The sequence below is a fragment of the Pseudomonas sp. GW821-FHT05D12 genome, assembly GCF_059419825.1.
Genome location: NZ_JBWKSN010000002.1, coordinates 376,765 through 401,353, shown reverse-complemented (window position 1 = coordinate 401,353; position 24,589 = coordinate 376,765). Strand labels below are relative to the sequence as shown.

Here is a 24,589-nt window from a genome sequence, read left to right as displayed (position 1 = left end):
TAAGGGAAGATCCCATGTGGCTTCTGGTTCTCGCGTATCTGGGCGGCGTGCTGACAATCGTCAGCCCCTGCATCCTGCCTGTTCTGCCTTTTGTCTTCGCTCGCACCGGGCAGCCGTTTTTGCGCAGTGGCTTGCCGCTGTTAGCGGGGATGGCGGTGACGTTCGCCCTGGTCGCCTCGCTGGCGGCGGTGGGCGGCGGCTGGGTGGTGCAAGTCAATCAGTACGGGCGCTGGCTCGCGTTGCTGTGCGTGGCCCTGTTCGGACTCACGCTCCTGTTGCCGCAACTGTCCGAGCGCCTGACGCGTCCGTTGGTGGCGGCCGGCAGTCGCCTGTCGGAAGCCGCCGGGGCCGATGCCAGGCCGCGTCCGGGCGCCTCGTTCCTGATCGGCGTGGCCACCGGCCTGCTCTGGGCACCCTGCGCCGGGCCAATCCTCGGGTTGGTACTGACCGGCGCCGCGCTGCAGGGCGCCAGCATCGGTACTACCTTGCTCTTGCTGGCCTACGCCGCAGGTGCTGCCACCTCCCTGGCCTTGGCGCTGCTGGTCGGCGGGAAAGTCTTCGGTTTCATGAAGCGCTCGCTCGGTGCCGGTGAATGGCTGCGCCGTGGCCTTGGAGCCTTGATGCTGGCCGGCGTCGCGGCCATCGCACTGGGCCTCGACACCGGCGTGCTGGCGCGGCTGTCGACCGCGTCCACCGGTGGCCTGGAGCAAAGCCTGGTGAACACGCTGAGCGCCAAGCCTGAGCAAAAGGGCGGGGCGATGATGGCTGGGGGCGCAATGATGGCCGCCGCCAACCACAGTGACACATTGCCGATCGAAGGTGCGCTGCCTTCGCTGGATGGCGCCGTGCAGTGGCTCAACAGCCCACCGCTGACCGCCGAAGGGCTCAAGGGCAAGGTGGTGCTGGTGGATTTCTGGACCTACTCTTGCATCAACTGCCTGCGCAGCCTGCCGTATGTCAAAGCCTGGGCCGAGAAGTACCACGACCAGGGCCTGGTGGTGATTGGCGTGCATGCGCCGGAGTTTGCCTTTGAGCGCGACGTGAACAACGTCACCCAGGCGATGAAGGACCTGGGCATCACCTACCCGGTGGCCATCGACAACAACTACAAGGTCTGGCGCGCCTTCAACAACCAGTACTGGCCGGCGCATTACTTCGCCGATGCCAAGGGCCAGATTCGCTATCACCATTTCGGCGAAGGCGACTATGCCGAGTCGGAGCGGGTGATCCAGCAGTTGCTGCGTGAGGCCGGCGCACAGAACGTCGCCAGTGGCCTGATCGAGACCGACGCCAAGGGCGTGCAACAGGCGCCGGACATGAACGAGGTGCAGTCGCCGGAAACCTACCTGGGCTTCCAGCGCGCCGAAAACTTTGTCACCACCGGCACCCTGGCCACCAACCAGGTGGCGAACTACCCGGCGGCCGGCAACCTGGCCCTGAACAACTGGACCCTGGAAGGCCACTGGAATGTCGGCGGCCAGCAAGCCACCCTCGACCAGGCGGATGGGCGGATTGTCTACCGCTTCCATGCCCGCGACCTGCACCTGGTGCTCGGCCCGGGCGCCGATGGCAAGCCGGTGCGCTTCAAGGTCAGCATCGACGGCCAGGCACCTGGCGATGCCCACGGCACCGATGTCTCCCCGGATGGCAGCGGCACCGTCATCGAACAACGCCTGTACCAACTGGTGCGCCAACCCGGCGCCGTCAAGGACCGCACGTTCACCATCGAATTTCTCGACCCGCACGTGTCGGCCTACGCCTTCACCTTCGGCTAACTGATTTTTTGACTGGATAACCCCGTCAATGTGGGAGCGGGCTTGCTCGCGAATGCGCTGAAACCGTCGCCGAATGTGTTAGCTGACACAGCGTATTCGCGAGCAAGCCCGCTCCCACCGGTTGACCCCATTGATTCAGTTGCACTGGAGTGACTGTGATGAAACTGCTCAAGATCCTGCCCGCCCTGGCTTTCGCCGCGTTCGTGGGCCAAAGCTCGGCCTTTTCCTTTGGCGCCACCGAAGACGCCGTCGCCATCGCGCCACCAGCGCTGGACCTGCCCGCCGAGCCCGGCAACCTGCAAACCGCTGTGTTCGCCGGTGGTTGCTTCTGGGGCGTCCAAGGGGTGTTCCAGCATGTGCAAGGGGTGAAAAACGCCGTCTCCGGTTATGACGGCGGCGCGGCGAACACGGCCCAATACGAGTCGGTCAGCGGCGGCGACACCGGCCACGCCGAATCGGTATCAGTGACGTACGACCCTGGCAAAGTCAGCTACGGCAAGCTGCTGCAGATCTACTTCTCGGTGGCCCACAACCCCACCGAACTCAATCGCCAGGGCCCGGATTCCGGCACCCAGTACCGCTCGGCAATCTTTGCGCAGAATGCCGAGCAGCAAAAAGTTGCCCAGGCCTACATCGCCCAGTTGGACGCGGCCAAGTCGTTCGATAAACCCATCGTGACTAAAATCGAGATGGGCAAGGCGTTTTACCCCGCAGAGTCCTACCACCAGGACTTCCTCACCGAGAACCCGTCCTACCCCTATATCGTGATCAATGACCTGCCGAAAGTCGCACAACTCAAGACGCTGTTTCCCGACCAGTACCGCGCCGAGCCGGTGCTGGTCAAAAACCAGTAACCCCCTGTGGGAGTGGGCTTGCCCGCGAATGCGCTGGACCCGTCAGTACCACTGTGACGGGCATACCGCTTTCGCGGGCAAGCCCGCTCCCACCTGTTGATTTGCTGCGTGGCTACACCACTTCCAGATACGAGCTATGGATCGCCCGCGCCAGCTCGCGCACGGTGTCGATAAACTCGGTCAACCGGCTGTGCAGCCCATCTTCGAGAATCTCATCGATCCCGGTGTACCGCAGCCGCGCTTCGAACTCCGCCGCCAGGCGCTGCGCCGTGCGCCCGTAACTGCCGGGCAGGTCGGCGAGGATATGGCTCAATTCCTCGATACACGCATGCAGCGAGCGCGGCACGTCACTGCGCAACAGCAGCAACTCCGACACCGAGCGCGCGTTCAAGGCATTCGGGTACAGCTCGGTATACGCCTCGAACGATGACAGCGCGCGGAGCAGGGCGCTCCACTGGTAGTAACCACGGGCCGAGAGGTCGCTGACTTCCTCTGATTCCTCGCCGAACATTTCATAACGCGCATCCAGCAGGCGCAGGGTGTTGTCCGCGCGCTCGACGAAGGTGCCCAGGCGAATGAACCGGTAGGCGTCATTGCGCATGATGGTCCCGGACGTGGCGCCCCGGAACAGGTGCGAACGCTGCTTGACCCAATCACAGAAGTGGCTGATGCCATGTCGCGCCAGGCCGCCGGCGGCGATGCTGCGCATTTCCAGCCAGGTGGCGTTGAGGTTTTCCCACATGTCGGCGGTGATGCGCCCGCGTACCGCATGGGCATTGCCCCTGGCCGCGCGCAGGCAGTTGTAGATGCTGGCGGGGTTTTCTTCGTCGAGCGCGAAGAAGTGCAACATGCGCTCGGCGTCCAGCTGCGTGTGGCGCTCCAGGTAACTGTCGAGGGTGCCGCTGCTGAGCAACGACATTGCCAGTTCATCCAGGCCATCGCTGCGCCCGGCCTGGGGCATCAACGACAACGAGTAACTGACTTCGAGCATGCGCGCGAGGTTCTCGGCGCGCTCCAGGTAACGCGACATCCAGTACAGATCTGCGGCGGTTCTACTCAACATACTCAGCCCTCCACCACCCAGGTGTCCTTGGTTCCACCGCCTTGCGACGAGTTGACGATCAACGAGCCTTCACGCAGTGCCACCCGCGTGAGGCCGCCGGGCACCAGGCGGGTTTCCTTGCCCGACAGCACGAAGGGCCGCAGGTCAATGTGCCGCGGCGCGATGCCGTTTTCGACAAAGGTCGGGCAGGTGGACAGGCTCAGGGTCGGTTGGGCGATATAAGCATGTGGACGCGCCTTGATGCGCTGGCGGAAATCCTCGATTTCAGCCGCGCTGGACGCCGGGCCGACCAGCATGCCGTAGCCGCCGGAGCCTTGGGTTTCCTTGACCACCAGTTCCGGCAGGTGTGCGAGTACGTGGGACAACTCGTCGGGCTTGCGGCACTGGAAGGTTGGCACGTTTTGCAGCACCGGCTCTTCATCCAGGTAGAAACGGATCATTTCCGGCACGTAAGGGTAGATCGACTTGTCGTCCGCCACGCCGGTGCCGATGGCGTTGGCCAGCACCACGTTGCCGGCGCAATAGGCGGCTACGAGGCCGGGCACGCCGAGCATCGATTCGGGGTTGAACGCCTGCGGGTCGAGGAACGCGTCGTCGATACGGCGGTAGATCACGTCCACGGCCTTGGGGCCGTCGGTGGTGCGCATGAACACCTTGAGGTCATGCACGAACAGGTCGGCGCCTTCCACCAGCTCCACGCCCATTTCCCGGGCCAGGAACGCGTGTTCGAAAAACGCGCTGTTGAAGCGGCCCGGCGTCAGCACCACCACATTGGGGTTGTCCAGGCGGCTGGAGCTTTTCAGGGTCTTGAGCAAAAGGTTGGGGTAGTGGTCCACCGGCGCGATGCGCTGCTTGGCGAACACCTCGGGAAACAGCCGCATCATCATCTTGCGGTCTTCGAGCATGTAGCTCACGCCACTGGGCGTGCGCAAGTTGTCTTCGAGCACGTAGTACGTGCCGTCGCCGTCGCGCACCAGGTCGACGCCGGAGATGTGCGAATAGATATCACGGTGCAGGTCGAGGCCGACCATGGCCTTCTGATACCCCTCGTTGCCCAGCACCTGGTCTGCCGGAATGATCCCGGCCTTGATGATGCGCTGGTCGTGGTAAATGTCGGCGAGGAACATGTTCAGCGCATTGACGCGCTGGATACAGCCGCGCTCGATCACGCTCCACTCACTGGCGGGGATGCTGCGCGGGATGATGTCGAAGGGGATCAGGCGCTCGGTGTCTTGTTCGTCGCCGTAGAGGGTGAAGGTGATCCCCGCGCGGTGGAACAGCAAATCGGCTTCGCGACGGCGCTGGGCCAGCAGTTCCGGCGGCGTGTTGGCCAGCCAGCGGGAGAAATCCTGATAATGCGCACGGCACACGCCGTTTGCGTCATTCATTTCATCAAAGAAAGATCGAGCCATTCCAGTACCTTGTCAGTGCCGAGGGACGCATGGGGTGGCACTGCCGCTTTAAAAAACGCATTTTTTTATGAGCCCGTGGCTGACGGTGCCACTGGGCCTGGTCCTTACTTTCTTATGGGGTCGGCTCTGGGTCGGGGGGTAACGAATGCTCCTGTATCCGGGCAGATGAATGGATAAAGCAATGCCTGTGCCGGATTGGGTGTACGCGGAGTATTTACCGGGTGGCGGGTAGCCGCTGACGATGGGAAGGCTGCTCACAGCAGGAAGATTGCTTTTCCGGGCTCCGATGGCCGGCCACAAAGGGGCAGGGCACGCACCACGCTGGTGCGTGAACAAACTTGAACTTCGCCCCCTGCCGATTCTTCTAACAGGTCTCACCCCAGCACGGAGCACGGACGTGCCCAGAATCATCTCACCCGACACCCCGGAATCGAACCTGACCGATCACAGCGAACACAACGCCAAGATCTTCGGTTCGCCCAAGGACCGCCTGGACTTCTACCGGCGCGAAATCCAGTACGAAACCACGATTCTCGCCAACCGCACCGACGCCTACCTCACCGCGCAATCGTTCCTGGTGATCGCGTTCGTCTCCGGCATGGGCAACCTCAATCCGGAATGGGGCAAGTTGTTCACCGTGGTCGTGCCGGTATTCCTGGCCGCGCTGGGCATCCTCAGTTCCCTCAACGCCTGGCCAGGCATCCGCGCCGCTTACGAAATCATCGACCATTGGCACTACAAGCAGAGCGAATTGCTGCGCAGCGAACCGGTGATGGGCATGGCCTATGACGAGTCGCCGCTGTTTTCCGAGATGGAGTCGTCCCACAAGGGCTATCGCAAGTCGCTGCTGTTCTCGATGCGCGCCCCGTGGTTGTTCATGGTGTTCTGGGTGTTGCTGGGGGCGTACGCGTTTTACATCCAGGTGGACAATCCTGGCTCCTAAGCAAGTTGAACTTCGGCTACCCGCGCGGGACCTTATCTTTACGCAGTCTGCGTTTTTTTCAACGAGGTGACCCATGAGCACAGACAACGATCCGCAAACCAGCAACCGCAACGACCCGGCGATCGACGGCGGCGAGCCGGCGCCAGGTACGGCGGCCGACGCGCCCAAAGATCCGAAGCCTGCCAGTGATCCCAAGGCCAAGGAAAACGACTACAGTCCAGACTTCAAGCCTGAGCCCGAGGTCAAGCCTGAAACCGATGCCGATATCGACACCCAAGGTGGTTAGAGGAGACGGTCATGTCCAAAGAACTGGAAGAAGAACTCAACGACCCCGGCAATGAAGACCCGGGTTCGTTGATGGATGATGCAGAAGTGCCGCTCAATGACCTGGATGAAGCCGCCGATGTCGGCAACACCGAAAATCAGGACTGAGCCTTGCCCTTGGCACGTCGTTCATACCACGCCAGCATCGGCTGGGTACTGAGGCCATGAACGACGATGCTCAAGGCGATCACTGACAGCGTCAGGTTTACCGCCACGGCGCTGCTGGTCCCGATCAAGCCGTGGTTGAGCGCGTAGAACAGGTAGTAAATGCTGCCGATCCCACGGATTCCAAACCAGCCCATCAAGCCGCGTTGCTGGCGATCGATCAGGCTGCCCCACGGGATGGCGAAGACGCTCAGCGGGCGAATCACACAGAACAGCAACGCCGCCAACGGCAGTGCGCGCCAATCCCAATGGCTGATCAGCACAATCCCCAGCACCGTCACCAGGAACACCTCCATCGAACGCTCCACCAGGCTGCCGAACGAGAGCATGTCGCCCATCATCACGCCGGCGGCGATCTGGCTATCTTCCAGCCCGCTGGTGTCGCCTTGCAGTGCGCGTTCCGGTTCCACCTCCAGATGCCCCACCACCGGCAATGCCAGGTGTTCCGACGGCGTCTGTGAATGGCCGGTTGAGCGGAATTCGGCCTGGCGCAGCCCCAATCCGGCGGCGAACACCGACAGGAAGCCGTAACCGCCAACGGCCTCGGCCGCCACATAGGCCAGGGCGATGAGGGCAAGAGTGAGGTAGTCATTCGGCGACAGCGTACTGTCGCTGTTGGTGATGCGCAGCCACAGCGTTACACGGCCAATGCCGCGCCCCATCCAATAGCCGATCAACAGCCCGGCCGGCACCGCCCACAGCAGGTTTTTCAGCACCCAGCCGCCCAGCCAGTCACCGTCGAAGCCGCCATGCTGCATGAACACCAGGGCGAAAATCACGAACGGGAACGCCGTGCCGTCGTTGAGCCCGGCCTCGCCGGACAGGCCGAAACGCAGCGCGTCGTAGTCCTGGGCATTATTGACCTGCACCAGGCCCGCCAGCACCGGGTCGGTCGGCGCGAGGATGGCCCCCACCAGCAGCGACACCCCCCACGACAGTTCAAACAGGTAGTGCAACGCCAGGCAGATGCCGAGGATGCTCAACAGCATCACCGGGCCGGCCATGCCGAACGCAATCCGCCAGGTGCGATGGCGCAGCGGCAGGCGCAGCTTGAGGCCGCTGACAAACAGCGAAAACAGCACCGCGACCTCGGTGAGGTGCTCCATCCAGCGTGCAGAGTGCTGGATATCCAGGTTCAACAGGTCCACCCCCAGCGGGCCGATGCCGACGCCCAGCAGCAGGCACACGGCCGAGGCGGTCACCGGCATCCAGCGCAGGTAAGAGGAGGTGAGGGCGAGGGTGAGCAATACGGCGCCGAGGACGGCCATCCATAGAATAAAAGTCATCGAGCAGTTACCGGGCCGTGGTCTATCCAGGTTTGAGAGTGAGGGCCCGGCGCAGGTTCAATGTGATTCCATCAACTGCGAACCGATGGTTTTCAAGCGGATCATGTCCATCAATTGGCGCAGTCCCGGCTGCGATTGTCGGCGGCTCGGGTAGTACATGCACAGCGGCTCGCCAACGCAGGCCCAGTCGGGCATGACGTCCACCAGGCGGCCGTCCGCCAGTTCCTGTTGCACGCGGTTGGCCAGGCAGTAGGCAATGCCGACGCCTTGCAGGGCGGCATGCACGATGGTTTCGGTATCCGCCGCGCTGAAGTGGCCTGGCACGTCGATGCGCTGCTGGCGTGGGCCATTGCCCAACTCCCATTTGTAGGGCGTCTTGTCGCCCAGGTACATGCGGATGCACGCATGCTGCAGCAGGTCCTTGGGTTGCTGTGGCGTGCCACGTCGGGCGAGGTAGGCGGGGGAGGCGACGGTGATCCAGCGCAACGCGCCCGTCAGCGGCACGGCGACCATGTCCTGGGGCACGGTGGCGCCGTAGCGGATGCCGGCGTCGTAGCCCTCGGCGACGATGTCGATCATCTGGTCCTGCACGATCAGGTCCAGGCGCAGCTGCGGGTAGGCGGCGCAGAAATCCCCGAGTATCGGCGCCAGCAGCAATACTGCGGCATCGCGTGGCACGTTGAGGCGCAGCCGGCCGATGGGGGCTTCGCGGTACAGCTCCAGGGTGTCGAGGCCGTCCTGGATCGTGGCGAACCCCACGCTGAGTTTTTCCGCCAGCAGGGTGCCGGCGTCGGTGGGTTCCACGGCGCGGCTGGTGCGGTACAGCAGCTTTACGCCCAGGCGGGTTTCCAGGTTGCGCATGGTGTGGCTCAGCGCGGAGGTGGTCACCCCGAGTTCATGCGCGGCATGGCGAAAGCTGCGGCGGCGGATGATTGCCATGAACACGTTGAGATCAGCCAATTCGGAACGGTTGAAGGCAGCCATTTCAAGTCTCTTTAGTGGGGCTTTGGTTGAATGCGGCGTTGAGCCCTATTCAACCTGGGATGACCTAGAGTAATTGCTTTTCTAAGCATGTTGACGGTCAGGGGTTTTATTTCATGTACGTTGAGACCATCCGCATCTCCGGTATTGATACACCGGTCTCGCGAATAGCCCTCGGCACCTGGTCGATGGGCGGGCACCTGTGGGGCGGTGCCGACAACGAACAGGCGACCCGCACCCTTCGGCATGCGTTGGCACTCGGAATCAACCTGATCGACACCGCGCCGGTGTATGGCTTTGGTTTATCCGAACAGATGATCGGCAAGGCACTGCGCGGCGTGCGCCACAGCGCCGTGATCGCGACCCAGGCCGGGCTGCATTGGGACGACGGCCCGCCACGGTGCAACGCCACGGCCCGGCGCATCCGCAAAGCGCTCGAAGACTCGCTGGTGCGCCTGGACACCGACTACATCGATCTGTACCAGATCCATTGGCCCGACTCGCCGGTGGCCCAGGAAGAAACCGCCGATGAGCTGGAGCGTCTGCGCCGCGAGGGCAAGATCCTTGCCGTCGGGGTGAGCAACTATGCCTCCACGCACAGGGATACTTTCAGCCAGCACACTGCGGCGGCCACCGCGCAACCGCCGTACAACCGGTTCGAACGCACCATCGACAGCGCTATCCTGCCGTACGCCAGGCAGCATGGCCTGGTGGTGCTGGCCTACGGGCCGCTGTGCCGAGGTTTGCTCAGCGGCAACCTGCATGCGCAGCCCCCTTTCGCCGGGGACGCTGTGCGCACGCTCGACCCGACATTCAAGGCGCCGCGTTTCGAGCAATACCTGGAAACGGTGGCCGCGCTGGGTATCTATGCGCGCGAGCGCCACGGCAAATCGGTGCTGGCCCTGGCCTTGCGTTGGGTGCTCGACCAAGGCCCGACCATCGCGTTGTGGGGAGCCCGGCGTCCCGAGCAATTGCGCGGTTTTGAAGAAGCGTTTGGCTGGCAACTGACCCCTGAAGACCTGACGAATATCGACCGTATCCTCGCCAGCACGATAAAAGACCCGCTCGGCGCGCCGTTGTAGCCCTGCGCCAGCGATGTCGGCGGCCAGACTCCGAGCCTTGCTCGGTGCAGGATTGGCATTCGCGACCTGTTCGCACGATAAACGACATCGCCCTGATCTATCCATTGAACGACTGTTCAGTTTCAACTATGTTGACCGCATCCACCCGTTTGCACACAGACGGGTTCGCGCTGTTTCTTCTTGAACGAGAGGCTCTGGCATGCGGTTTTCCCCTTTTGTTGAGCGAATTGCGGGCCAGGGTGTAGCGGCCTGGGACATTCACCACGCCGCCTTCCAAGCCGCCAGCCAGGGCGAAGACATCATCATCCTCAGCGTGGGCGATCCGGATTTCGCTACGCCAGCCTTCATCACCGACGCCGCCGTCGACGCCCTGCGCGAGGGCGACACTCACTACACCGAAATCCCTGGCCGCCCGGCACTGCGCGAGGCGATTGCCGCGCGCTACAGCCAGACCCTGGCGCGGCCCTTGAACGCGGAAAACGTGATTACCGTGGCCGGTGCGCAGAATGCCTTGTTCGTCGCTTCGCTGTGCCTGTTGCAGGCCGGCGATGAAGTGCTGGTGCTCGACCCGATGTATGTCACCTACGAAGCCACCCTCAAGGCCAGCGGCGCGACGCTGGTGCGCGTGCCGTGCTCGCCGGCCTCCGGCTTTCGCCTCGACGCGCAACTGCTTGCCGCCGCAATCACGCCGCGCACCCGCGCGATCTTCTTCTCTAACCCGAACAACCCCACCGGCGTGGTCCTCAATGCCGAGGAACTGCAGGCCATCGCCGCGTTGGCCATCGCCCATGACCTGTGGGTGGTGGTGGATGAAGTCTACGAAAGCCTCGTGTTCGATGGCGAATACCACAGCCTGGCCGCGCTGCCGGGCATGGCCGAGCGCTGCGTGGTGATCGGCAGTCTGTCCAAGTCCCACGCCATGACCGGCTGGCGCATCGGCTGGCTGGTGGCCGCGCCGGCGTTGATCGTGCACGCCGAAACCCTGGTGCTGAGCATGCTCTACGGGCTGCCGGGGTTTGTGATGGAGGCCGCCACGGCGGCGGTGCTCGCCCACGATGAGGTCACTGCGGGCATGCGCGAGATTTACCGGCGCCGTCGCGACCTGGTGGTGAGTGGCCTGAGCGCTTGCCCCGGCATCCAGGTGCGGGCGCCACAGGCGGGCATGTTTGTGCTGGTGGATGTGCGCGGCACCGGCCTGGGCTCGTTGGACTTTGCCTGGCGGCTGTTGCGTGAAGCGGGTGTGTCGGTGCTGGACGCGGCGGCATTCGGCGAGCCGGCCCAGGGGTTCGTGCGGTTGTCCTTTACCTTGAGTGAAGAGCGCCTCGCCGACGCCTGCCGGCGCATCGCCGCGTTTGTCACGCGGCTCGCGGGTGAGCCGCGTACCGCGCCGGCGCCCATTGTCGAAGTGGCGCCGCCGGTACAGGCGAAGAAGATGATCGAAGTGATCGACCTGCATAAGCGCTTCGGCAATATCGAAGTGCTCAAGGGCATCTCCCTCACGGCCCACGAAGGCGACGTGATCTCGCTGATCGGCGCGAGCGGTTCGGGCAAAAGCACCTTGCTGCGCTGCATCAATATGCTCGAGGTGCCGGACCAGGGCAGCATTCACGTGGATGGCGAAAGCATCAAGTTGAACTATGGCCGCCCCGGCGCGCCGCTGGTGGCGGACGCCAGGCAACTGGTGCGCATCCGCTCGACCCTGGGCATGGTGTTCCAGAACTTCAACCTGTGGCCCCACCGCACGGTGCTCGAAAACCTTATCGAGGCGCCCACCCAGGTGCTGCGCGAAAGCCGCGCCGAAGCCATCGAGCGCGCCGAAGCCTTGCTCGACCGCGTCGGCCTGGCCGCCAAGCGCAACGAGTACCCGGCGTTCCTTTCCGGTGGCCAGCAACAGCGGGTGGCAATCGCCCGCGCGCTGGCCATGCGTCCCAAAGTCATGCTGTTCGACGAACCCACCTCGGCCCTCGATCCGGAACTGGTGGGTGAAGTGCTGCGGGTGATCCGCTCCCTGGCCGAAGAAGGCCGCACCATGATCCTGGTCACCCACGAGATGGCCTTCGCCCGGGATGTGTCTTCCAAAGTGGCTTTTCTGCACCAAGGCATGATCGAGGAAACCGGCTCGCCGGACTCGGTGTTCATCGATCCACGCAGTGAACGTTGCCGACAGTTCGTCAACGCGCATCAAACTCGCTAACTCCATAAAAAGACGGGGCAAATCATGACATTCAAACCCATGGCAAGCTGGTTGGGCGGAGCAGTATTGATGTTGGCCGCAGGTTTTACGCTGGCGGCCGAGAAACCTATCGTGTTTGCCGTTGCGGCCGAACCTTATCCGCCGTTCACGGTGAAAGGCGGCAACGGCCAGTGGTCCGGCTTTGAAGTGGACCTGATCCACAAGCTGTGCGAGGGCATGAAAGCCGAATGTCAGATCAAGGAAGTGGCGTGGGATGGGATTATCCCGTCGCTGCTGGCGAAGAAGATCGACGTGATTTTCTCGTCGATGTCGGTCACTGACGAGCGCGAAAAACAGATCGCCTTCAGCCGCGCCTACTACGACTCGTTGCTGGGCGTGGCGGGGCCCAAGGGCAGTGAAGTGGAGATTTCCCCAGCGGGCCTCAAGGGCAAGTTGATCGGCGTGCAGATCTCCACGGTCAGCGCCAATTACCTGAAGAAGTACTACGAAAATATCGCTGACCTCAAGTACTACGACACCCAGGAATCGGCCAACGCCGACCTGATCGCCGGGCGCATCGACTACATGATGGCCGACGACACTGCCATCGCCATGATGGTCAAGACCCCGGAAGCCAGCGGCCTGGCGCATATCGCCAGTGTGCCGTACGACCCGATCATCGGCCGGGGCGTCGGCGCGGGGCTGCGCAAGGAAGACACCGAACTCAAGGCGCGCCTGGACAAGGCCATCGGCGAACTGCTGGTGAGCAAGGACTATGACGACCTGTCCCAGCATTACTTCGGCCTGTCGGTCAGCCCATGCAAACGCACCGACACGCCGGCGTATGTCAGCAAGGTGTGTGAGAGCCCGTATGCGCAATAGGTTTGGAGAAGTGGGAGGTGAGGGCGCTGTTGTGGTTTTGGTGTTGAGGTGGCTGTTGTGGTGAGGGGGCTGTTGTGGCTTTTGTGGTGAGGGGGCTTGCCCCCCGTTGGAGTGCGCAGCGCTCCCGCTTTTCTTGGGGCCGCTACGCAGCCCAACGGGGGACAAGCCCCCTCACCACAGGAAAACCAAGGCCACTGGATAAGCTCTCAATCCACAGGAAAAACCAAGGCCACTGGATAAGCTCTCAATCCACAGAAAAACCAAGGCCACTGGCTAAGCTCTCAACCCATAAGAAAACCAAGGCCAATGGATAAGCCCTCTCACCACAAGAAAAACCTAGCCACAGGACAAGCCCCCATGCCACAAGCACACATCACCCCAGGGCAATCACACAACCCTCGTTAATCGTGGAGTAAGCCGATGTTCGATCTCCTGAGCTTCAGCGATCAAGGCTGGGGCAATGCACTGCTCAAGGGCTTGTGGATGACCCTGCAGATCTCCGCCGGCGCGTTTGCGGTAGGGCTGTTGATCGGCCTGGTGGTGGCCTGCGCCAAGCTCAGTGCACTCCGGCCGATTGCCTTGCTGATGCGCGGCTACACCACACTGTTTCGTGCGGTGCCGGAACTGCTGCTGATCCTGTTGCTGTACTACGCCGGGTCCATGGGACTGAACGCGCTGATGCTGTGGCTGGGGTTTGCGCAGGTGAACATCAGCGGTCCGCTGGTAGCGATCCTGGTGCTGGGGCTGGTGCAGGGCGCCTACGCGTCGGAGATCTTTCGTGCGGCGATCCTGGCGATTCCCCATGGCCAGATCGAAGCGGCGCGGGCCTTTGGCTTGAGCGGGTTTGGCCTGTTTCGCCGGGTGACCTTGCCGATCATGGCGCCGTACGCCTTGGCCGGCATGTCCAACCTGTGGATCAACCTGATCAAGGACAGCGCCTTGATCAGCGTGGTCGGCACCAACGAATTGCTCTACACCGCCAAGCAGGCAGCCGGTTCGACCCGGCAATACCTGTTGTTCTACCTCGCGGCCGCCGCCTTGTATTACCTGGTGACGCTGGCTTCCAACTACCTGTCCGGGCGCCTGGAGCGACGTATTCGTCGCTGGATGCCGGTTGTCGAGTGAGCCGCCCATGCCTGAATGGATAAGTTACTACGCCGCACTGATCGCCAAGGGCTTGCAGACGACCTTGTCGCTGCTGGTCATTTCAGCGCTGCTGGGCTTTGCCCTGGCGGTGGGGGTGGCGTTGGCCCGCCTGTCGCGGCGCAAATGGCTGGCACGTGCCGCATTGGCCTACACCAGTGTGCTGCGCGGCACGCCGCTGCTGATCCAGATCTACATTTTCTACTACGGACTGGGCAGCTTGTTCGCGCAGTTCCCGATGATCCGGGGCAGCTTTCTCTGGCCGTTCTTGCGCGACGGCTATTGGTACATCGTGTTCGCCCTGGTGCTGTCGGTGGGGGCCTATGTGGGTGAGGTGATTCGCGGCGGCCTGCTGGCGGTGCCCAAGGGCGAGATGGAAGCCACCTCGGCCTTCGGCATGACCCCGCGCCAGGCCCTGCTGCGGGTGCGCCTGCCACGCGCGATGCGCCTATTGCTGCCGACCCTGGCAGGGGAAACGGTGATGCTGCTCAAGTCCACCGCGCTGGCCTCGACCATCGCCGTGGTCGACCTGCTCGGCGCGGCCAACGTAGTGCGTGCGCAAACCTTGCAGATCTATCAACCGTTGCTGTTGGTGGCCGGGGTTTACCTGTGCCTGACCTTCCTCATCGAAGGCGTCTATGCCATCGCCGAACGCCGTGGCACGCCGCTGCGCAGGTCAGTCGGATGAGCCCGGATCGCTCGCTGCAGGGGATTGCCCTGTGCTCACTGGCCTATGCGTTCCTGGCGCTGCAGGACGCGGTGATCAAATGGCTGGTGGCCGATTACTCGGTGTTCACCATTCTGTTCTGGCGCAGCCTGGTGGTGGTCGCGGCGTGCGTGGTCGCCGGGCGCATGGGCTTGTTGCGCCGGGCGTGGACTTCGGTGAGCCGCCGGCTGCTGATCATCCGCGGGCTGTTGTCGTTGCTCGCCTGGCTGCTGTATTACACCGCCGCCAAGGACCTGACCCTGGCGGAAATGACCACGTTGTATTTCTCCGCGCCGATCATGGTCACGTTGCTCGCGGCGTTGATCCTCAAGGAGCGCGCCAGCCGTGGCCAGTGGATCTCGCTGCTGATCGGCTTTGTCGGCGTGGTGATTGCGTGTCGCCCGAGCAACATGCTCGACCCGTTGCCGATCGCGCTGACCCTGGCGGCCGCGCTGTGCTGGGCGTTTACCTATATCCAGCTGCGCCAGGTCGACCCGACCACCTCGGTGCTGGAGCAGATGCTGATCACCAATGTGGTGTTTGTGGTGTGCATGGCCGTGACCTTGCCCTGGACCCACACGCCCGCGCCGTTGCCGTCGTGGCTGGGCATGTTGGCGGCGGGGCTGGTCGGCGGTATCGGCCAGTTCCTGCTGTTTGCCAGCTTCCGCCGCGCGACCGCGACGCTGCTCGCACCGTTCGAATACACCGGGCTGATCTGGGCGTTCCTGTTGTCGAGCCTGATCTGGGGCACCTCGATGGATATCTCGCTGATCATCGGCGCAGTGTTGATCGCCGTCAGCGGCACCCTGGCCATGCTCAGTGCACGGCACCCGGTGTCACAGGACGTGGTCGGCGCCGAATGCTCCGTGACGCAACCCCTGTACCCAGCAGCGGCAGATGTGCAGCCCGTTGGCGGGGCTGAAGGTGCCGGGGTTGAGGCACCCCTCGAGCCAGAGTCCGTCGAGCATCGCCGATAGACCGATGGCGGCGAGGTGGCTGTCGTGGATCACCAGCTGCTCGCTGTGGGCCAGGTCGTCGAGCAGTTGCTGGATCAGTCCGAGGTAGGCGCGGTAGCTGTTTTCGTGGGACTGGTTTACGTGGGGCGAGTGACGGATCAGGCTCCAGAACACCACCCACACGCCGAGCAGGTCGGGGTCCATGACCCGTGGCGAAAACGACGCGCTGAGGAACGCATCCAGGCGCGCGGCGGCGCCTTCGACCCGTTCGACCTGTGCCCACAGCGCGCTGGTCAACTCATTGGCCAGCTTGTGGTAGGTCTCGGCTATCAGTGCGTCGATGCTGCCGAAGTGGTGGTTGAGCAAGCCCACCGACACGCCGGCCTCGGCGGCAATCCGGCGCACCGAAATCCCGGCGTGGCCGTCGCGAGCAAGGCAGGTGAGGGTGGCGGCAATCAGCAGGTCGCGGCGTTCGTCAGGGTCGGCACGGCGCAATTTTGCAGGGGGTGTGGTCACGGCAATGCCCTTGAGGAAAGACCAGAAGGCTCAGGTTAGTTGAACATGTGTTCAATCTCTAGCGGTTAATTGATCAGAGGAGGGCAAGGCATGGCAAAAGACCTTTCGTGGCAGGTGCCCGGTGATGCCGGTAACCCTTTGCACATCGGCGCCTGGCGCTTTGAAGGCGACGGCAGTGGCCCCCGCGTGCATCTGCAGGCCGGCGTGCACGCCGATGAAATCGCCGGGATGCTGGTGCTGCACCAGTTGCTGCCGCGCTTGCAGGCGTGTCAGGACCAAGGCCTTCTCAGGGGCTGCGTGACCGTGGTGCCGCAGGCCAACCCGTTCGGCATCGGCCAGTTTCGCCAGGGCAAATTACTCGGGCGTTTTCATGAGGCCACCGGGCAGAACTTCAACCGCGCCTTCGACCACTCGCTGGCCATGCAGCGCCCGGCCAGCAACCTCGCGCAGTGGCAGAAAAGCCTGGTGCAACTGGCTGCCGACGCCGACCTGGTGCTGGACCTGCATACCGACGATGAAGCCTTGCCGTACCTCTATATCCACCGCAGCTTCTGGCCCGAACAGGGCCTGGCGCTGGCGGCGGCGTTGCAAGTGGACGTGGTGATCGTCTGGGATGACGGCGGCGACGGCTCTTTCGAAGAAACCATCATCAACCACGCCGCGCCGCAGTTGGCCGCCACCCTCGAGTTGCGCGGGCAGGCCGATGTCAGCGATGCCTTGGCGCGCCAGGACGCCGACGCCTTATGGAACTGGCTGTGCATCAGCGGCGTGATCGATGCGGTCGCGACCATTGGCGAATGGCAGGGCGAAGTGGTGGACATGGGCTGCATGGAGACGATCCTCGCGCCACGTACCGGTGTGCTGGTGTTCGAAAAATACCTCGGCGATTGGGTCGAAGAGGGCGAGCGCTTCGCCCGGATCATCGGGCGTCCCGGCGACCCTGGCTCCGAAGTGCCCCTGCACGCGGCGCAGCGCGGACGCATGGTCACCGGCCACCGTGAGCGCCTGGTCGCCCAGGGCTCGGTGGTGGCCAAGTTCACCGGCACGCGTTTGTCCGACAGCTACAGCGGCGGCGTGCTGGACCCGTAGGCGATCAGAGGTCGAAGTGCGAGCCGCGCCGTTTCAGGCGGCGCATGGCACTGTCCAGGTGCGCCCGCGCACTCGCCGGATCGCCCTCGCGCATCTGCGCATACGCCATCTGCGCCACCTGGGGGTCAATCGGCATGAGCGGTTGACCACTGGCCATGGCCTTGAGCTGTACTTCGGCGGCACGCTCCAGGTAGTAGATGTCATCCCAGGCTTCGGCGATCGTCGGCGCGACCACCATCACCCCGTGGTTTTTCAGGAACAGGACATCGGCATCGCCCAGCGCCGCCGCGATGCGTTGCCCCTCGCGGTGGTCCAGGGCCAGGCCGTTGTAGTGCGCGTCAACCGCCGTGCGTCCGTAGAACTTCAGCGCGGTCTGCCCCAGCCACAACAGCGGCGGGCCTTGCAACAGGCACAATGCGGTGGCATTGGGCATGTGCGTGTGGAACGCGGCCTTGATGCGCGGCTGCTGCTGGTGCAATTGCGCATGGATGTAGAAGGCTGTCGCTTCCGGCGTGCCCTCGCCATCGATCACATTGCCGGCGAAATCGCACACCAGCAGCTGGGACGCGGTGATCTCTTCGAAGGCATAGCCGAACGGGTTGACGAAGAACAGCTCGTCATGCCCCGGAACCGTCGCTGAAAAGTGATTGCAGATACCTTCTTCCATACCGTGCAGCGCCGCCAGTTGCAGGCACGCGGCCAACTCCACCCGCGCGTCGATGGCAGCCACGCTGTCGAGGTAGAAGCGCCCGGCGCGCGGGCCCAGGGAGGAGGCCGTAAAGGTATGTGCCATGGCTCACCACCCCAGGGACTTGAACAGCCCGGGCACGCCATCGAGGGTCGGCAGGATGGCGTCCGGCGTGTAGTCGGCCAGCAACTGGCGACCGGTGCCACGGTCGATCCAGACACAACGAAAGCCGATGTCCCGTGCGGCGGCGTGATCCAGGTGCGGGCTGGCACAGATATGCACCACTTGGTCGAGGCCGACGCCGAGCTGCTCATGCGCGTAGTCGAACAAGCGTCGATTGGGCTTGTAGGCGCCGGCCTGTTGGGCGGTGATGACGCGGTCGATGTGGCCACCCAGTTGCGCGACGTTGCCGGCAATCACATCGTCGTCCGTGTTGGAGACGATACACAGCTTGTAGCCCAGCGCCTTGAGCTGCTGGAGCGTGCCCGGCACTTCCGGGAACGGTGGCATGGCACTGATGCTGTCGGTGAGCACCGCGCTGTCGCTGGCATTGGCGGGCAGGCCCAGTTCCTTGAAGGCCAGCTGCAGGCTCAAGCCCGCCAGGGTGCGGAAGCTGCGATGCGGCGGGGTTTGTTCCAGGGTGTGTTCGTGGCGGTCATACACGCTGAGCAGCGTATCGGGGTCGAGCGAATGCGCGCCTTTTTCCGCAAGGATGCGCTCAATGGCGGCGCGCAGGCCTTCGTCCCACTGGATCAGTGTGCCGTAGCAGTCAAAGGTCAGCCAGACCGGGCGCGGGGAATGTTCAAGTGGCATGGGGCACCTGTCGAAAAGAGTGAGTGACCGGGTCAGCTTAGGAAACCTAGCGGTCAGTTGGAAATTAAATTAACCTCTCCAGCTCAGTTGAATTGTCGATATGAGGGGCGCCAGCATGTTGGATCTCGAATTGCTGCATACCTTGGTCTGCGTGGTGGACGAGGGCAGCTTCACGCGCGCCGCCGAGCGTGTGCATCGCACCCAATCCACGGTCAGCCAACAGATTCGCAAGCTCGAAGACAGCGTCGGCCAGGTCTTGCTGGTGCGTGATCGCTCCGGCCAGCAGGTCAGTGCCACCGAGCACGGCGAATTGCTCACCCAGTACGCGCGACGCCTGTTGAACCTGTCCCGTGAAGCCCGCGATGCGTTGAACACCGAGGCCCGCCTGGTACCGGTGCGCCTGGGCGTGCCGGAGGATTTCGACGCCACGCGCATGGCCTCGATGCTCTCCGGTTTTGTGCGCGCGCGCCCGGAAGCGCGGCTGGAAACAGTCAGCGGCATGAGCACCGATCTGCGCCGCCAGTTGGAGAACGGAGAAATCGACATCGCCCTGGTCAAGCGCGAAGCCGGCAGCGGCGAGTGTCACGCCAGTTGGCCGGAGCCCTTGGTGTGGGTCTGCGGACACGGCCAGGACCTGCAGGTCGAAACGCTGCCCCTGGCATTGTTCCCCCAGGGCTGTATCTATCGTCAGCGGGCCATTCGTACGCTGGACAAGGCCCGGCGCAGTTGGCGCGTGGCGTTCGGTAGCCACAGCCTGACCGGGATTCAAGCCGCCGTAACCTCGGGATTGGGCCTGAGCATCCTGCCTAGGAGCGCGGTGCTGCCGACCCACCGCATCTGCACCGAACTACCGCCAGTGCCGCCTTCGGAACTGGCGCTGGTCAGTGGTGTAGAACGCCTGAGCGCCACCCATCAAGGCTTGATCGACTGCCTGCGCGACCAACTGTCAGCAGCCGGCTAGCCCACGTTTTCCCTCAGCGAAACCCCTCCCTTAGCCGCTCTCGATCAACCAGCCTCCCATTGCGCCGATCAGGCCAGGCTTTCCCGGACTGGCACGACGACCACCTCGCGTGAAACTTTCACCCTCAATAGCACGCAGTAGGGCGTTTCTGGCAGATCGCCATGATTAAACGTTTCACCAGCCGATAAATGGCCGACGCAAGCGCTTGCGTAAGCAAATGTATCTGACATAGAGTCGGCAGCACTCGACTACAAAAATAATAAACGCAGGAGCTCATTCATGAGCCTTGAACCCTTGCTTGAGATGCAGGGCATCAGCAAGACCTTCAACGGTCTGCGCGTGCTCAAGAATGTCGGCCTGAAAGTCTACCCCGGCGAAATCCACGCCTTGATGGGGGAGAACGGCGCCGGCAAATCGACGTTGATGAAAATCCTTTCCGGCGCTTACCTGGCCGACCCCGGCGGCGAAATCCGCATCGCCGGCCAGCCCGTAGCCTCCTTCACGCCCGCCTCCGCCAAAGCCCTCGGCATCGCCGTGATCTATCAGGAACTGAGCCTGTGCCCGAACCTGAGCGTGGCCGAGAACATCTACCTGGGCCGCGAATTGCGGCGTGGCTGGACCATCGACCGCAAGGGCATGCAGGCCGGTTGCAGCGAAGTGTTGCAACGCCTGGGCGCGGAGTTCACCCCGGCCACCGCGGTCAGCAGCCTGTCGATTGCCGAGCGCCAGTTGGTGGAAATCGCCCGCGCGCTGCACGCCCACGCCAGGATCCTGGTGATGGACGAACCCACCACGCCACTGTCATCCCGCGAGACCGACCGGTTGTTCGCGCTGATCAAGCAACTGCGCAGCCAGGGCCTGGCGATCATCTATATCAGCCACCGCATGGCTGAAATCTACGAGCTGTCGGACCGCGTCTCGGTACTGCGGGATGGCCAGTACATCGGCGAACTGACCCGCGACGCGCTGTCGGCCGAGGTTCTGGTGAAGATGATGGTCGGCCGCGACCTCTCCGGTTTCTACAAGAAGGAGCACGCGGCGTACAACCCCGGCAACGTGGTGATGCGCGTACGCGACATGGCCGATGGCAAGCGTGTGCGCCATTGCAGTTTCGACCTGCACGCCGGCGAAGTGCTGGGCATCGCCGGGCTGGTCGGGGCAGGGCGCACCGAGCTGGCGCGGCTGATCTTCGCCGCCGACCCGCGCACCTCCGGCACCCTCGAAGTGGTCGGCAAGACCATCACCCAGTTGCGCAACCCGGCGGACGCGATTCGCGCCGGCGTGGTCTACCTCACCGAAGACCGCAAGGCCCAGGGGCTGTTCCTGGACATGAGCGTGGCCGACAACATCAACGTCTGCGCCTGCGTGCCGGACGCGCATGCCGGGGGCGTGCTGGACCGTGGCCACGCCGCGCAACGCGCGAAGGCTGCGATCCAGTCACTGTCGATTCGCGTGGCATCGGGCAAGGTCAATGTCGGCGCGCTGTCCGGCGGCAACCAGCAGAAGGTCTTGCTGGCGCGGCTGCTGGAGGTCAAGCCGCACGTGCTGATTCTCGATGAGCCCACCCGGGGCGTGGACATCGGCTCCAAGTCCGAGATCTACCGCATCATCAACCAACTCGCGCAGGCGGGCGTGGGCATCGTGGTGATTTCCAGCGAGCTGCCGGAAATCATCGGTACCTGCGACCGCGTGCTGATCATGCGTGAAGGCCAGTTGGTGGCCGAAGTCGGCGGGGCCTCCGGCCACGTCATTTCCCAGGAACGTATTATTGACCTCGCCACCGGTGGCGATCAGGTGGTTGCCCATGGCTGATTCGATGATTGCAACACCCGGCAAGGCCGAGCGCGCCCGCGAACTGATGCGCACGGTGGGCATGCTGCCGGTGCTGATCCTGCTGCTGGTGGGCTTTGCCCTGGCCAGCGAGAACTTCCTGACCGTGCAGAACCTGTCGATCATCACCCAGCAGGCGTCGGTCAACGTGGTGTTGGCGGCGGGCATGACGTTTGTGATTCTGACCGCAGGTATCGACCTCTCGGTAGGCGCGATCCTCGCGGCCTCGGCCGTGGTGGCGCTGCAGGCGTCGATGTCGCCGCAGTTCGGCATGTTCGGGATCGCCGCCGGCATCGGTTTTGGCCTGTTGCTGGGCCTGGTCAACGGTGGCTTGATTGCCTTCATGCGCCTGCCGCCGTTTATCGTCACCCTCGGCGCGCTCACCGCAATGCGTGGCCTGGCGCGGCTGTTGGCCGATGACAAGACCGTGTTCAACCCCGATCTGCCGTTCGCGTTTATCGGCAATGACTCGATCCTCGGCGTGCCCTGGCTGGTGGTCATTGCGGTGGCGGTGGTGGCGCTGTCGTGGTTCATCCTGCGCCGCACGGTGATGGGCGTGCAGATCTATTCGGTCGGCGGCAACCCCGAAGCCGCACGGCTTTCCGGGATCAAGGTGTGGAAGGTGCTGCTGTTCGTCTACGCCATGTCCGGCGCGCTGGCCGGGCTAGGCGCGGTGATGAGTGCTTCGCGCCTGTTCGCCGCCAACGGCCTGCAACTCGGACAATCCTATGAGCTGGATGCGATTGCCGCGGTGATCCTCGGTGGCACCAGCTTTACCGGTGGCGTCGGCACTATCGGCGGCACCTTGATCGGCGCGCTGATCATTGCGGTCCTCACCAACGGCCTGGTGCTGCTGGGGGTGTCGGATATCTGGCAATACATCATCAAGGGCATCGTGATCATCGGCGCGGTCGCGCTGGATCGCTATCGCCAGTCCAGTGCACGGACCTGAGTTCACCCCCATAACAATCACAAGAGAGACCCGCATGAACCTTAAACGCATCTTTCCCGTCATGGCCTTGGCTGCGCTGATGTCCCAAGCCGTCGAAGCCCGCGAACTCAAGGCCCTGGGCATCAGCATGGGCTCGCTGGGCAACCCGTATTTCGTGACCCTGGCCGATGGCGCCAGCGCGCGGGCCAAGGAGCTGAACCCGAATGTGAAGGTCACTTCGGTGTCGGCCGACTATGACTTGAGCAAGCAGTTCTCGCAGATCGACAACTTCATCTCGTCCAAGGTCGACCTGATCCTGATCAATGCCGTCGACCCGTCGGCCATGGCTTCGGCGATCAAGAAAGCGCGGGATGCCGGCATCGTCGTGGTGGCGGTGGATGTGGACGCCAAGGGCGTCAACGCCACGGTGCAGACCGACAACGTCGAAGCCGGCAAGCTGGCCTGCCAATACCTGGTGGACAAGCTCGCCGGCAAGGGCAACGTCATTATCCAGAACGGCCCGCAAGTGACCGCCGTGACCGACCGCGTCAAAGGCTGCAAGGCCGCGCTGGCCAAGGCCCCGGACATCAAGGTGCTGTCCGACGACCAGGACGGCAAAGGTTCACGCGAAGGCGGGCTGAACGCGATGCAGGGTTACCTGACGCGCTTCCCGAAAATCGACGGCCTGTTCGCGATCAACGACCCGCAAGCCATCGGCAGCGACCTGGCGGCCAAGCAGCTCAAGCGCAGCGGTATCGTCATTACCTCGGTGGACGGCGCGCCGGATATCGAGAACGCGCTGAAGACCGACTCGCAGATCCAGGCCTCCGCCAGCCAGGACCCCTGGGCCATGGCGCAGACGGCGGTGAGTGTCGGCAATGACCTGCTCAACGACAAAGCCCCGGCCGAAGCGGTTACCCTGCTCACGCCAAAACTGATCACCCGCGACAACGTCGGCACGTACAGCGGCTGGTCGAGCAAACATTGATTCATTGAGAGGAACAGCGTCGTGGTCACCATGGATGACGTGGCAAGCAGGGCCGGGGTGTCGTCGTCGACCGTGTCCCACGTATTGAACGGCACGCGCAAGGTCAGCCCGGCGACGGTGCAGGCGGTGCAGCGCGCGATCCAGGAGCTGGGGTATATCCCCAACACCCTGGCGCGCTCGCTGGCCCGTTCGAGTACCAGCACGATTGGCGTGGCGATTTCGGCGCTGTCCAACCATTACTTCAGCGAGACCGTGCACGCGATTGAAACCGAGTGCGCCCGGCACGGCTACATGATGCTGTTCGTCGACACCCATGATGACCCGGAGCAGGAGCTGCGGGTGGTCACGGCGCTGCATCACCGGCGCGTCGACGGGATTTTGCTGGCCCCGTCGACCGGCTCGTTGGCGCTCCACTACCTGCAGGCCAATGAGGTGCCGACCGTGCTGGTGGACCGCATGATGAGCCCACAGTTTGACCAGGTCGGGGTCGAGAACACGTTGTCCACCCAGGCGCTGATCACGCATTTGATCGAACATGGGCACCGGCGCATCGGCTTTATCGCCGGGCGGGCGGGCCTGGGGACCACCGATGAACGCGTCGCCGGCTACCGTGCGGCGTTGCAGGCGGCGGGTGTGGATTTCGATCCGCAGCTGCTGGTCAACGGCGGCTCCAACAGTGAACCGGCCCGCGTGGCCACCGCTCAACTACTGGCCTTGCCGGTGCCACCTACCGCAATCATGGCCGGCAATAACCTGATGACCCTCGGCGCCATGCACGCGCTGCGTGACGCGCAGGTCGAGGTGCCGGGGCAGATGGCCCTGGTGGGCTTCGATGATTTTGACTGGGCGGATTTTTTTGTGCCGCGCCTGACACTGATCGCCCAGCCGGTCCAGGAGCTGGGGGCGCGCGCGGTGCACCGGCTGCTGCAACGCATGGCCTCGCCCCAGGCACCGCCGGAAACAGTGCGCCTGGCGCCGAGCCTGCAACTGCGTAATTCATGTGGCTGTCTCTGACTGGAATACCCGCG

At 63.5% G+C, this 24,589-nt stretch carries 23 protein-coding genes and 1 pseudogene; 17 read left to right on the top strand and 7 right to left on the bottom strand.

The genetic code is table 11. The features are described from left to right. The first annotated feature begins 14 nt into the window (after positions 1 to 14). Together AC07SI_RS04895 and msrA are read left to right on the top strand one after the other, a co-directional pair. Positions 15 to 1,775 carry a cytochrome c biogenesis protein DipZ gene (locus AC07SI_RS04895; protein WP_495005270.1) on the top strand — a complete coding sequence of 587 codons (1,761 nt, stop codon included), beginning with the start codon at positions 15 to 17 and terminating at the stop codon, positions 1,773 to 1,775. A 158-nt stretch (positions 1,776 to 1,933) separates the two neighbouring features. Beyond that, a complete protein-coding gene (gene msrA / locus AC07SI_RS04890) occupies positions 1,934 to 2,629 on the top strand; it encodes a peptide-methionine (S)-S-oxide reductase MsrA (protein WP_495005269.1) in 696 nt (231 codons plus the stop codon). Positions 2,630 to 2,741: 112 nt separating this feature from the next. On the opposite strand, the gene AC07SI_RS04885 is transcribed toward msrA, so the two are convergent. Both AC07SI_RS04885 and AC07SI_RS04880 read right to left on the bottom strand, forming a co-directional pair. Then, the gene (locus tag AC07SI_RS04885) at positions 2,742 to 3,692 is read right to left on the bottom strand and encodes an alpha-E domain-containing protein (protein WP_120448562.1); all 951 of its coding nucleotides are present in this window, start codon (positions 3,690 to 3,692) and stop codon (positions 2,742 to 2,744) included. A 2-nt stretch (positions 3,693 to 3,694) separates the two neighbouring features. Next, positions 3,695 to 5,104, bottom strand: a complete 1,410-nt coding sequence (locus AC07SI_RS04880; RefSeq protein ID WP_120448563.1) for a circularly permuted type 2 ATP-grasp protein — start codon at positions 5,102 to 5,104, stop codon at positions 3,695 to 3,697. 397 nt (positions 5,105 to 5,501) lie between these two features. On the opposite strand from AC07SI_RS04880, the gene AC07SI_RS04875 reads away from it, so the two are divergent. From AC07SI_RS04875 to AC07SI_RS04865, 3 genes are all read left to right on the top strand, one after another. Continuing rightward, complete coding sequence (locus tag AC07SI_RS04875) at positions 5,502 to 6,047, top strand: hypothetical protein (protein ID WP_065905174.1); 546 nt, start codon at positions 5,502 to 5,504, stop codon at positions 6,045 to 6,047. Positions 6,048 to 6,120: 73 nt separating this feature from the next. Beyond that, positions 6,121 to 6,333: a hypothetical protein gene (locus AC07SI_RS04870; RefSeq protein WP_065905176.1), complete on the top strand. Its 213-nt coding sequence runs from the start codon at positions 6,121 to 6,123 to the stop codon at positions 6,331 to 6,333. Positions 6,334 to 6,344: 11 nt separating this feature from the next. Next, positions 6,345 to 6,479: a hypothetical protein gene (locus AC07SI_RS04865; RefSeq protein WP_256595100.1), complete on the top strand. Its 135-nt coding sequence runs from the start codon at positions 6,345 to 6,347 to the stop codon at positions 6,477 to 6,479. Here AC07SI_RS04865 and AC07SI_RS04860 read toward each other — a convergent pair. Both AC07SI_RS04860 and AC07SI_RS04855 read right to left on the bottom strand, forming a co-directional pair. Then, on the bottom strand, positions 6,470 to 7,822 hold the full coding sequence (locus AC07SI_RS04860) for a cation:proton antiporter (RefSeq protein WP_495005268.1): 1,353 nt from the start codon (positions 7,820 to 7,822) through the stop codon (positions 6,470 to 6,472). The genes AC07SI_RS04865 and AC07SI_RS04860 overlap by 10 nt on opposite strands. A 57-nt stretch (positions 7,823 to 7,879) precedes the next feature. Next, positions 7,880 to 8,806 carry a LysR family transcriptional regulator gene (locus AC07SI_RS04855; protein WP_106803895.1) on the bottom strand — a complete coding sequence of 309 codons (927 nt, stop codon included), beginning with the start codon at positions 8,804 to 8,806 and terminating at the stop codon, positions 7,880 to 7,882. 113 nt (positions 8,807 to 8,919) lie between these two features. Between AC07SI_RS04855 and AC07SI_RS04850 the strand changes: the two genes are divergently transcribed. From AC07SI_RS04850 to AC07SI_RS04825, 6 genes are all read left to right on the top strand, one after another. Next, positions 8,920 to 9,885 (top strand): aldo/keto reductase, encoded by a 966-nt coding sequence (locus AC07SI_RS04850; protein ID WP_495005267.1) that lies wholly within the window; start codon positions 8,920 to 8,922, stop codon positions 9,883 to 9,885. A gap of 199 nt (positions 9,886 to 10,084) precedes the next feature. After that, positions 10,085 to 12,079, top strand: coding sequence for an aminotransferase class I/II-fold pyridoxal phosphate-dependent enzyme (locus AC07SI_RS04845; RefSeq protein WP_120448567.1), 1,995 nt, complete (start codon positions 10,085 to 10,087; stop codon positions 12,077 to 12,079). A gap of 39 nt (positions 12,080 to 12,118) precedes the next feature. After that, positions 12,119 to 12,940 (top strand): transporter substrate-binding domain-containing protein, encoded by an 822-nt coding sequence (locus AC07SI_RS04840; RefSeq protein WP_371920701.1) that lies wholly within the window; start codon positions 12,119 to 12,121, stop codon positions 12,938 to 12,940. 420 nt (positions 12,941 to 13,360) lie between these two features. Beyond that, on the top strand, positions 13,361 to 14,065 hold the full coding sequence (locus tag AC07SI_RS04835) for an ABC transporter permease (protein WP_495005266.1): 705 nt from the start codon (positions 13,361 to 13,363) through the stop codon (positions 14,063 to 14,065). Positions 14,066 to 14,072: 7 nt separating this feature from the next. Continuing rightward, positions 14,073 to 14,771 (top strand): ABC transporter permease, encoded by a 699-nt coding sequence (locus tag AC07SI_RS04830; protein WP_495005265.1) that lies wholly within the window; start codon positions 14,073 to 14,075, stop codon positions 14,769 to 14,771. After that, the gene (locus tag AC07SI_RS04825) at positions 14,768 to 15,766 is read left to right on the top strand and encodes a DMT family transporter (protein ID WP_282398043.1); all 999 of its coding nucleotides are present in this window, start codon (positions 14,768 to 14,770) and stop codon (positions 15,764 to 15,766) included. The genes AC07SI_RS04830 and AC07SI_RS04825 overlap by 4 nt, the downstream gene beginning before the upstream one ends. On the opposite strand, the pseudogene AC07SI_RS04820 reads toward AC07SI_RS04825, so the two are convergent. Next, positions 15,722 to 16,150, bottom strand: a pseudogene (locus AC07SI_RS04820) (TetR family transcriptional regulator C-terminal domain-containing protein); the annotation flags it as partial. The gene AC07SI_RS04825 and the pseudogene AC07SI_RS04820 overlap by 45 nt on opposite strands. A gap of 201 nt (positions 16,151 to 16,351) precedes the next feature. Between AC07SI_RS04820 and AC07SI_RS04815 the strand changes: the two are divergent. Continuing rightward, on the top strand, positions 16,352 to 17,350 hold the full coding sequence (locus AC07SI_RS04815) for a M14 family metallopeptidase (protein WP_495005264.1): 999 nt from the start codon (positions 16,352 to 16,354) through the stop codon (positions 17,348 to 17,350). A 4-nt stretch (positions 17,351 to 17,354) separates the two neighbouring features. On the opposite strand, the gene AC07SI_RS04810 is transcribed toward AC07SI_RS04815, so the two are convergent. Next, on the bottom strand, positions 17,355 to 18,143 hold the full coding sequence (locus tag AC07SI_RS04810) for an aldolase (protein WP_495005263.1): 789 nt from the start codon (positions 18,141 to 18,143) through the stop codon (positions 17,355 to 17,357). Between the two features lie 3 nt (positions 18,144 to 18,146). Then, on the bottom strand, positions 18,147 to 18,851 hold the full coding sequence (locus tag AC07SI_RS04805; protein WP_495005262.1) for a haloacid dehalogenase type II: 705 nt from the start codon (positions 18,849 to 18,851) through the stop codon (positions 18,147 to 18,149). Between the two features lie 115 nt (positions 18,852 to 18,966). On the opposite strand from AC07SI_RS04805, the gene AC07SI_RS04800 reads away from it, so the two are divergent. From AC07SI_RS04800 to AC07SI_RS04780, 5 genes are all read left to right on the top strand, one after another. Continuing rightward, positions 18,967 to 19,812 carry a LysR family transcriptional regulator gene (locus tag AC07SI_RS04800; protein ID WP_495005261.1) on the top strand — a complete coding sequence of 282 codons (846 nt, stop codon included), beginning with the start codon at positions 18,967 to 18,969 and terminating at the stop codon, positions 19,810 to 19,812. A gap of 279 nt (positions 19,813 to 20,091) precedes the next feature. Further along, positions 20,092 to 21,624, top strand: coding sequence for a sugar ABC transporter ATP-binding protein (locus AC07SI_RS04795; protein ID WP_495005260.1), 1,533 nt, complete (start codon positions 20,092 to 20,094; stop codon positions 21,622 to 21,624). Next, on the top strand, positions 21,617 to 22,594 hold the full coding sequence (locus AC07SI_RS04790) for an ABC transporter permease subunit (RefSeq protein ID WP_495005259.1): 978 nt from the start codon (positions 21,617 to 21,619) through the stop codon (positions 22,592 to 22,594). The genes AC07SI_RS04795 and AC07SI_RS04790 overlap by 8 nt, the downstream gene beginning before the upstream one ends. Before the next feature lie 34 nt (positions 22,595 to 22,628). After that, the gene (locus AC07SI_RS04785) at positions 22,629 to 23,561 is read left to right on the top strand and encodes an ABC transporter substrate-binding protein (RefSeq protein ID WP_495005258.1); all 933 of its coding nucleotides are present in this window, start codon (positions 22,629 to 22,631) and stop codon (positions 23,559 to 23,561) included. 21 nt (positions 23,562 to 23,582) lie between these two features. Continuing rightward, on the top strand, positions 23,583 to 24,575 hold the full coding sequence (locus AC07SI_RS04780; protein ID WP_065905206.1) for a LacI family DNA-binding transcriptional regulator: 993 nt from the start codon (positions 23,583 to 23,585) through the stop codon (positions 24,573 to 24,575). Positions 24,576 to 24,589: the final 14 nt, after the last annotated feature.

Bases quoted from the DNA above. Each gene is read 5' to 3' on its own strand.
- msrA (WP_495005269.1), top strand. From the start codon at position 1,934: ATGAAACTGCTCAAGATCCTGCCCGCCCTGGCTTTCGCCGCGTTCGTG.
- AC07SI_RS04815 (WP_495005264.1), top strand. From the start codon at position 16,352: ATGGCAAAAGACCTTTCGTGGCAGGTGCCCGGTGATGCCGGTAACCCT.
- AC07SI_RS04830 (WP_495005265.1), top strand. From the start codon at position 14,073: ATGCCTGAATGGATAAGTTACTACGCCGCACTGATCGCCAAGGGCTTG.
- AC07SI_RS04870 (WP_065905176.1), top strand. From the start codon at position 6,121: ATGAGCACAGACAACGATCCGCAAACCAGCAACCGCAACGACCCGGCG.
- AC07SI_RS04880 (WP_120448563.1), bottom strand. From the start codon at position 5,104: ATGGCTCGATCTTTCTTTGATGAAATGAATGACGCAAACGGCGTGTGC.
- AC07SI_RS04790 (WP_495005259.1), top strand. From the start codon at position 21,617: ATGGCTGATTCGATGATTGCAACACCCGGCAAGGCCGAGCGCGCCCGC.
- AC07SI_RS04845 (WP_120448567.1), top strand. From the start codon at position 10,085: ATGCGGTTTTCCCCTTTTGTTGAGCGAATTGCGGGCCAGGGTGTAGCG.
- AC07SI_RS04800 (WP_495005261.1), top strand. From the start codon at position 18,967: ATGTTGGATCTCGAATTGCTGCATACCTTGGTCTGCGTGGTGGACGAG.
- AC07SI_RS04810 (WP_495005263.1), bottom strand. From the start codon at position 18,143: ATGGCACATACCTTTACGGCCTCCTCCCTGGGCCCGCGCGCCGGGCGC.
- AC07SI_RS04885 (WP_120448562.1), bottom strand. From the start codon at position 3,692: ATGTTGAGTAGAACCGCCGCAGATCTGTACTGGATGTCGCGTTACCTG.
- AC07SI_RS04835 (WP_495005266.1), top strand. From the start codon at position 13,361: ATGTTCGATCTCCTGAGCTTCAGCGATCAAGGCTGGGGCAATGCACTG.
- AC07SI_RS04825 (WP_282398043.1), top strand. From the start codon at position 14,768: ATGAGCCCGGATCGCTCGCTGCAGGGGATTGCCCTGTGCTCACTGGCC.
- AC07SI_RS04840 (WP_371920701.1), top strand. From the start codon at position 12,119: ATGGCAAGCTGGTTGGGCGGAGCAGTATTGATGTTGGCCGCAGGTTTT.
- AC07SI_RS04860 (WP_495005268.1), bottom strand. From the start codon at position 7,822: ATGACTTTTATTCTATGGATGGCCGTCCTCGGCGCCGTATTGCTCACC.
- AC07SI_RS04785 (WP_495005258.1), top strand. From the start codon at position 22,629: ATGAACCTTAAACGCATCTTTCCCGTCATGGCCTTGGCTGCGCTGATG.
- AC07SI_RS04855 (WP_106803895.1), bottom strand. From the start codon at position 8,806: ATGGCTGCCTTCAACCGTTCCGAATTGGCTGATCTCAACGTGTTCATG.
- AC07SI_RS04795 (WP_495005260.1), top strand. From the start codon at position 20,092: ATGAGCCTTGAACCCTTGCTTGAGATGCAGGGCATCAGCAAGACCTTC.
- AC07SI_RS04805 (WP_495005262.1), bottom strand. From the start codon at position 18,851: ATGCCACTTGAACATTCCCCGCGCCCGGTCTGGCTGACCTTTGACTGC.
- AC07SI_RS04895 (WP_495005270.1), top strand. From the start codon at position 15: ATGTGGCTTCTGGTTCTCGCGTATCTGGGCGGCGTGCTGACAATCGTC.
- AC07SI_RS04850 (WP_495005267.1), top strand. From the start codon at position 8,920: ATGTACGTTGAGACCATCCGCATCTCCGGTATTGATACACCGGTCTCG.
- AC07SI_RS04865 (WP_256595100.1), top strand. From the start codon at position 6,345: ATGTCCAAAGAACTGGAAGAAGAACTCAACGACCCCGGCAATGAAGAC.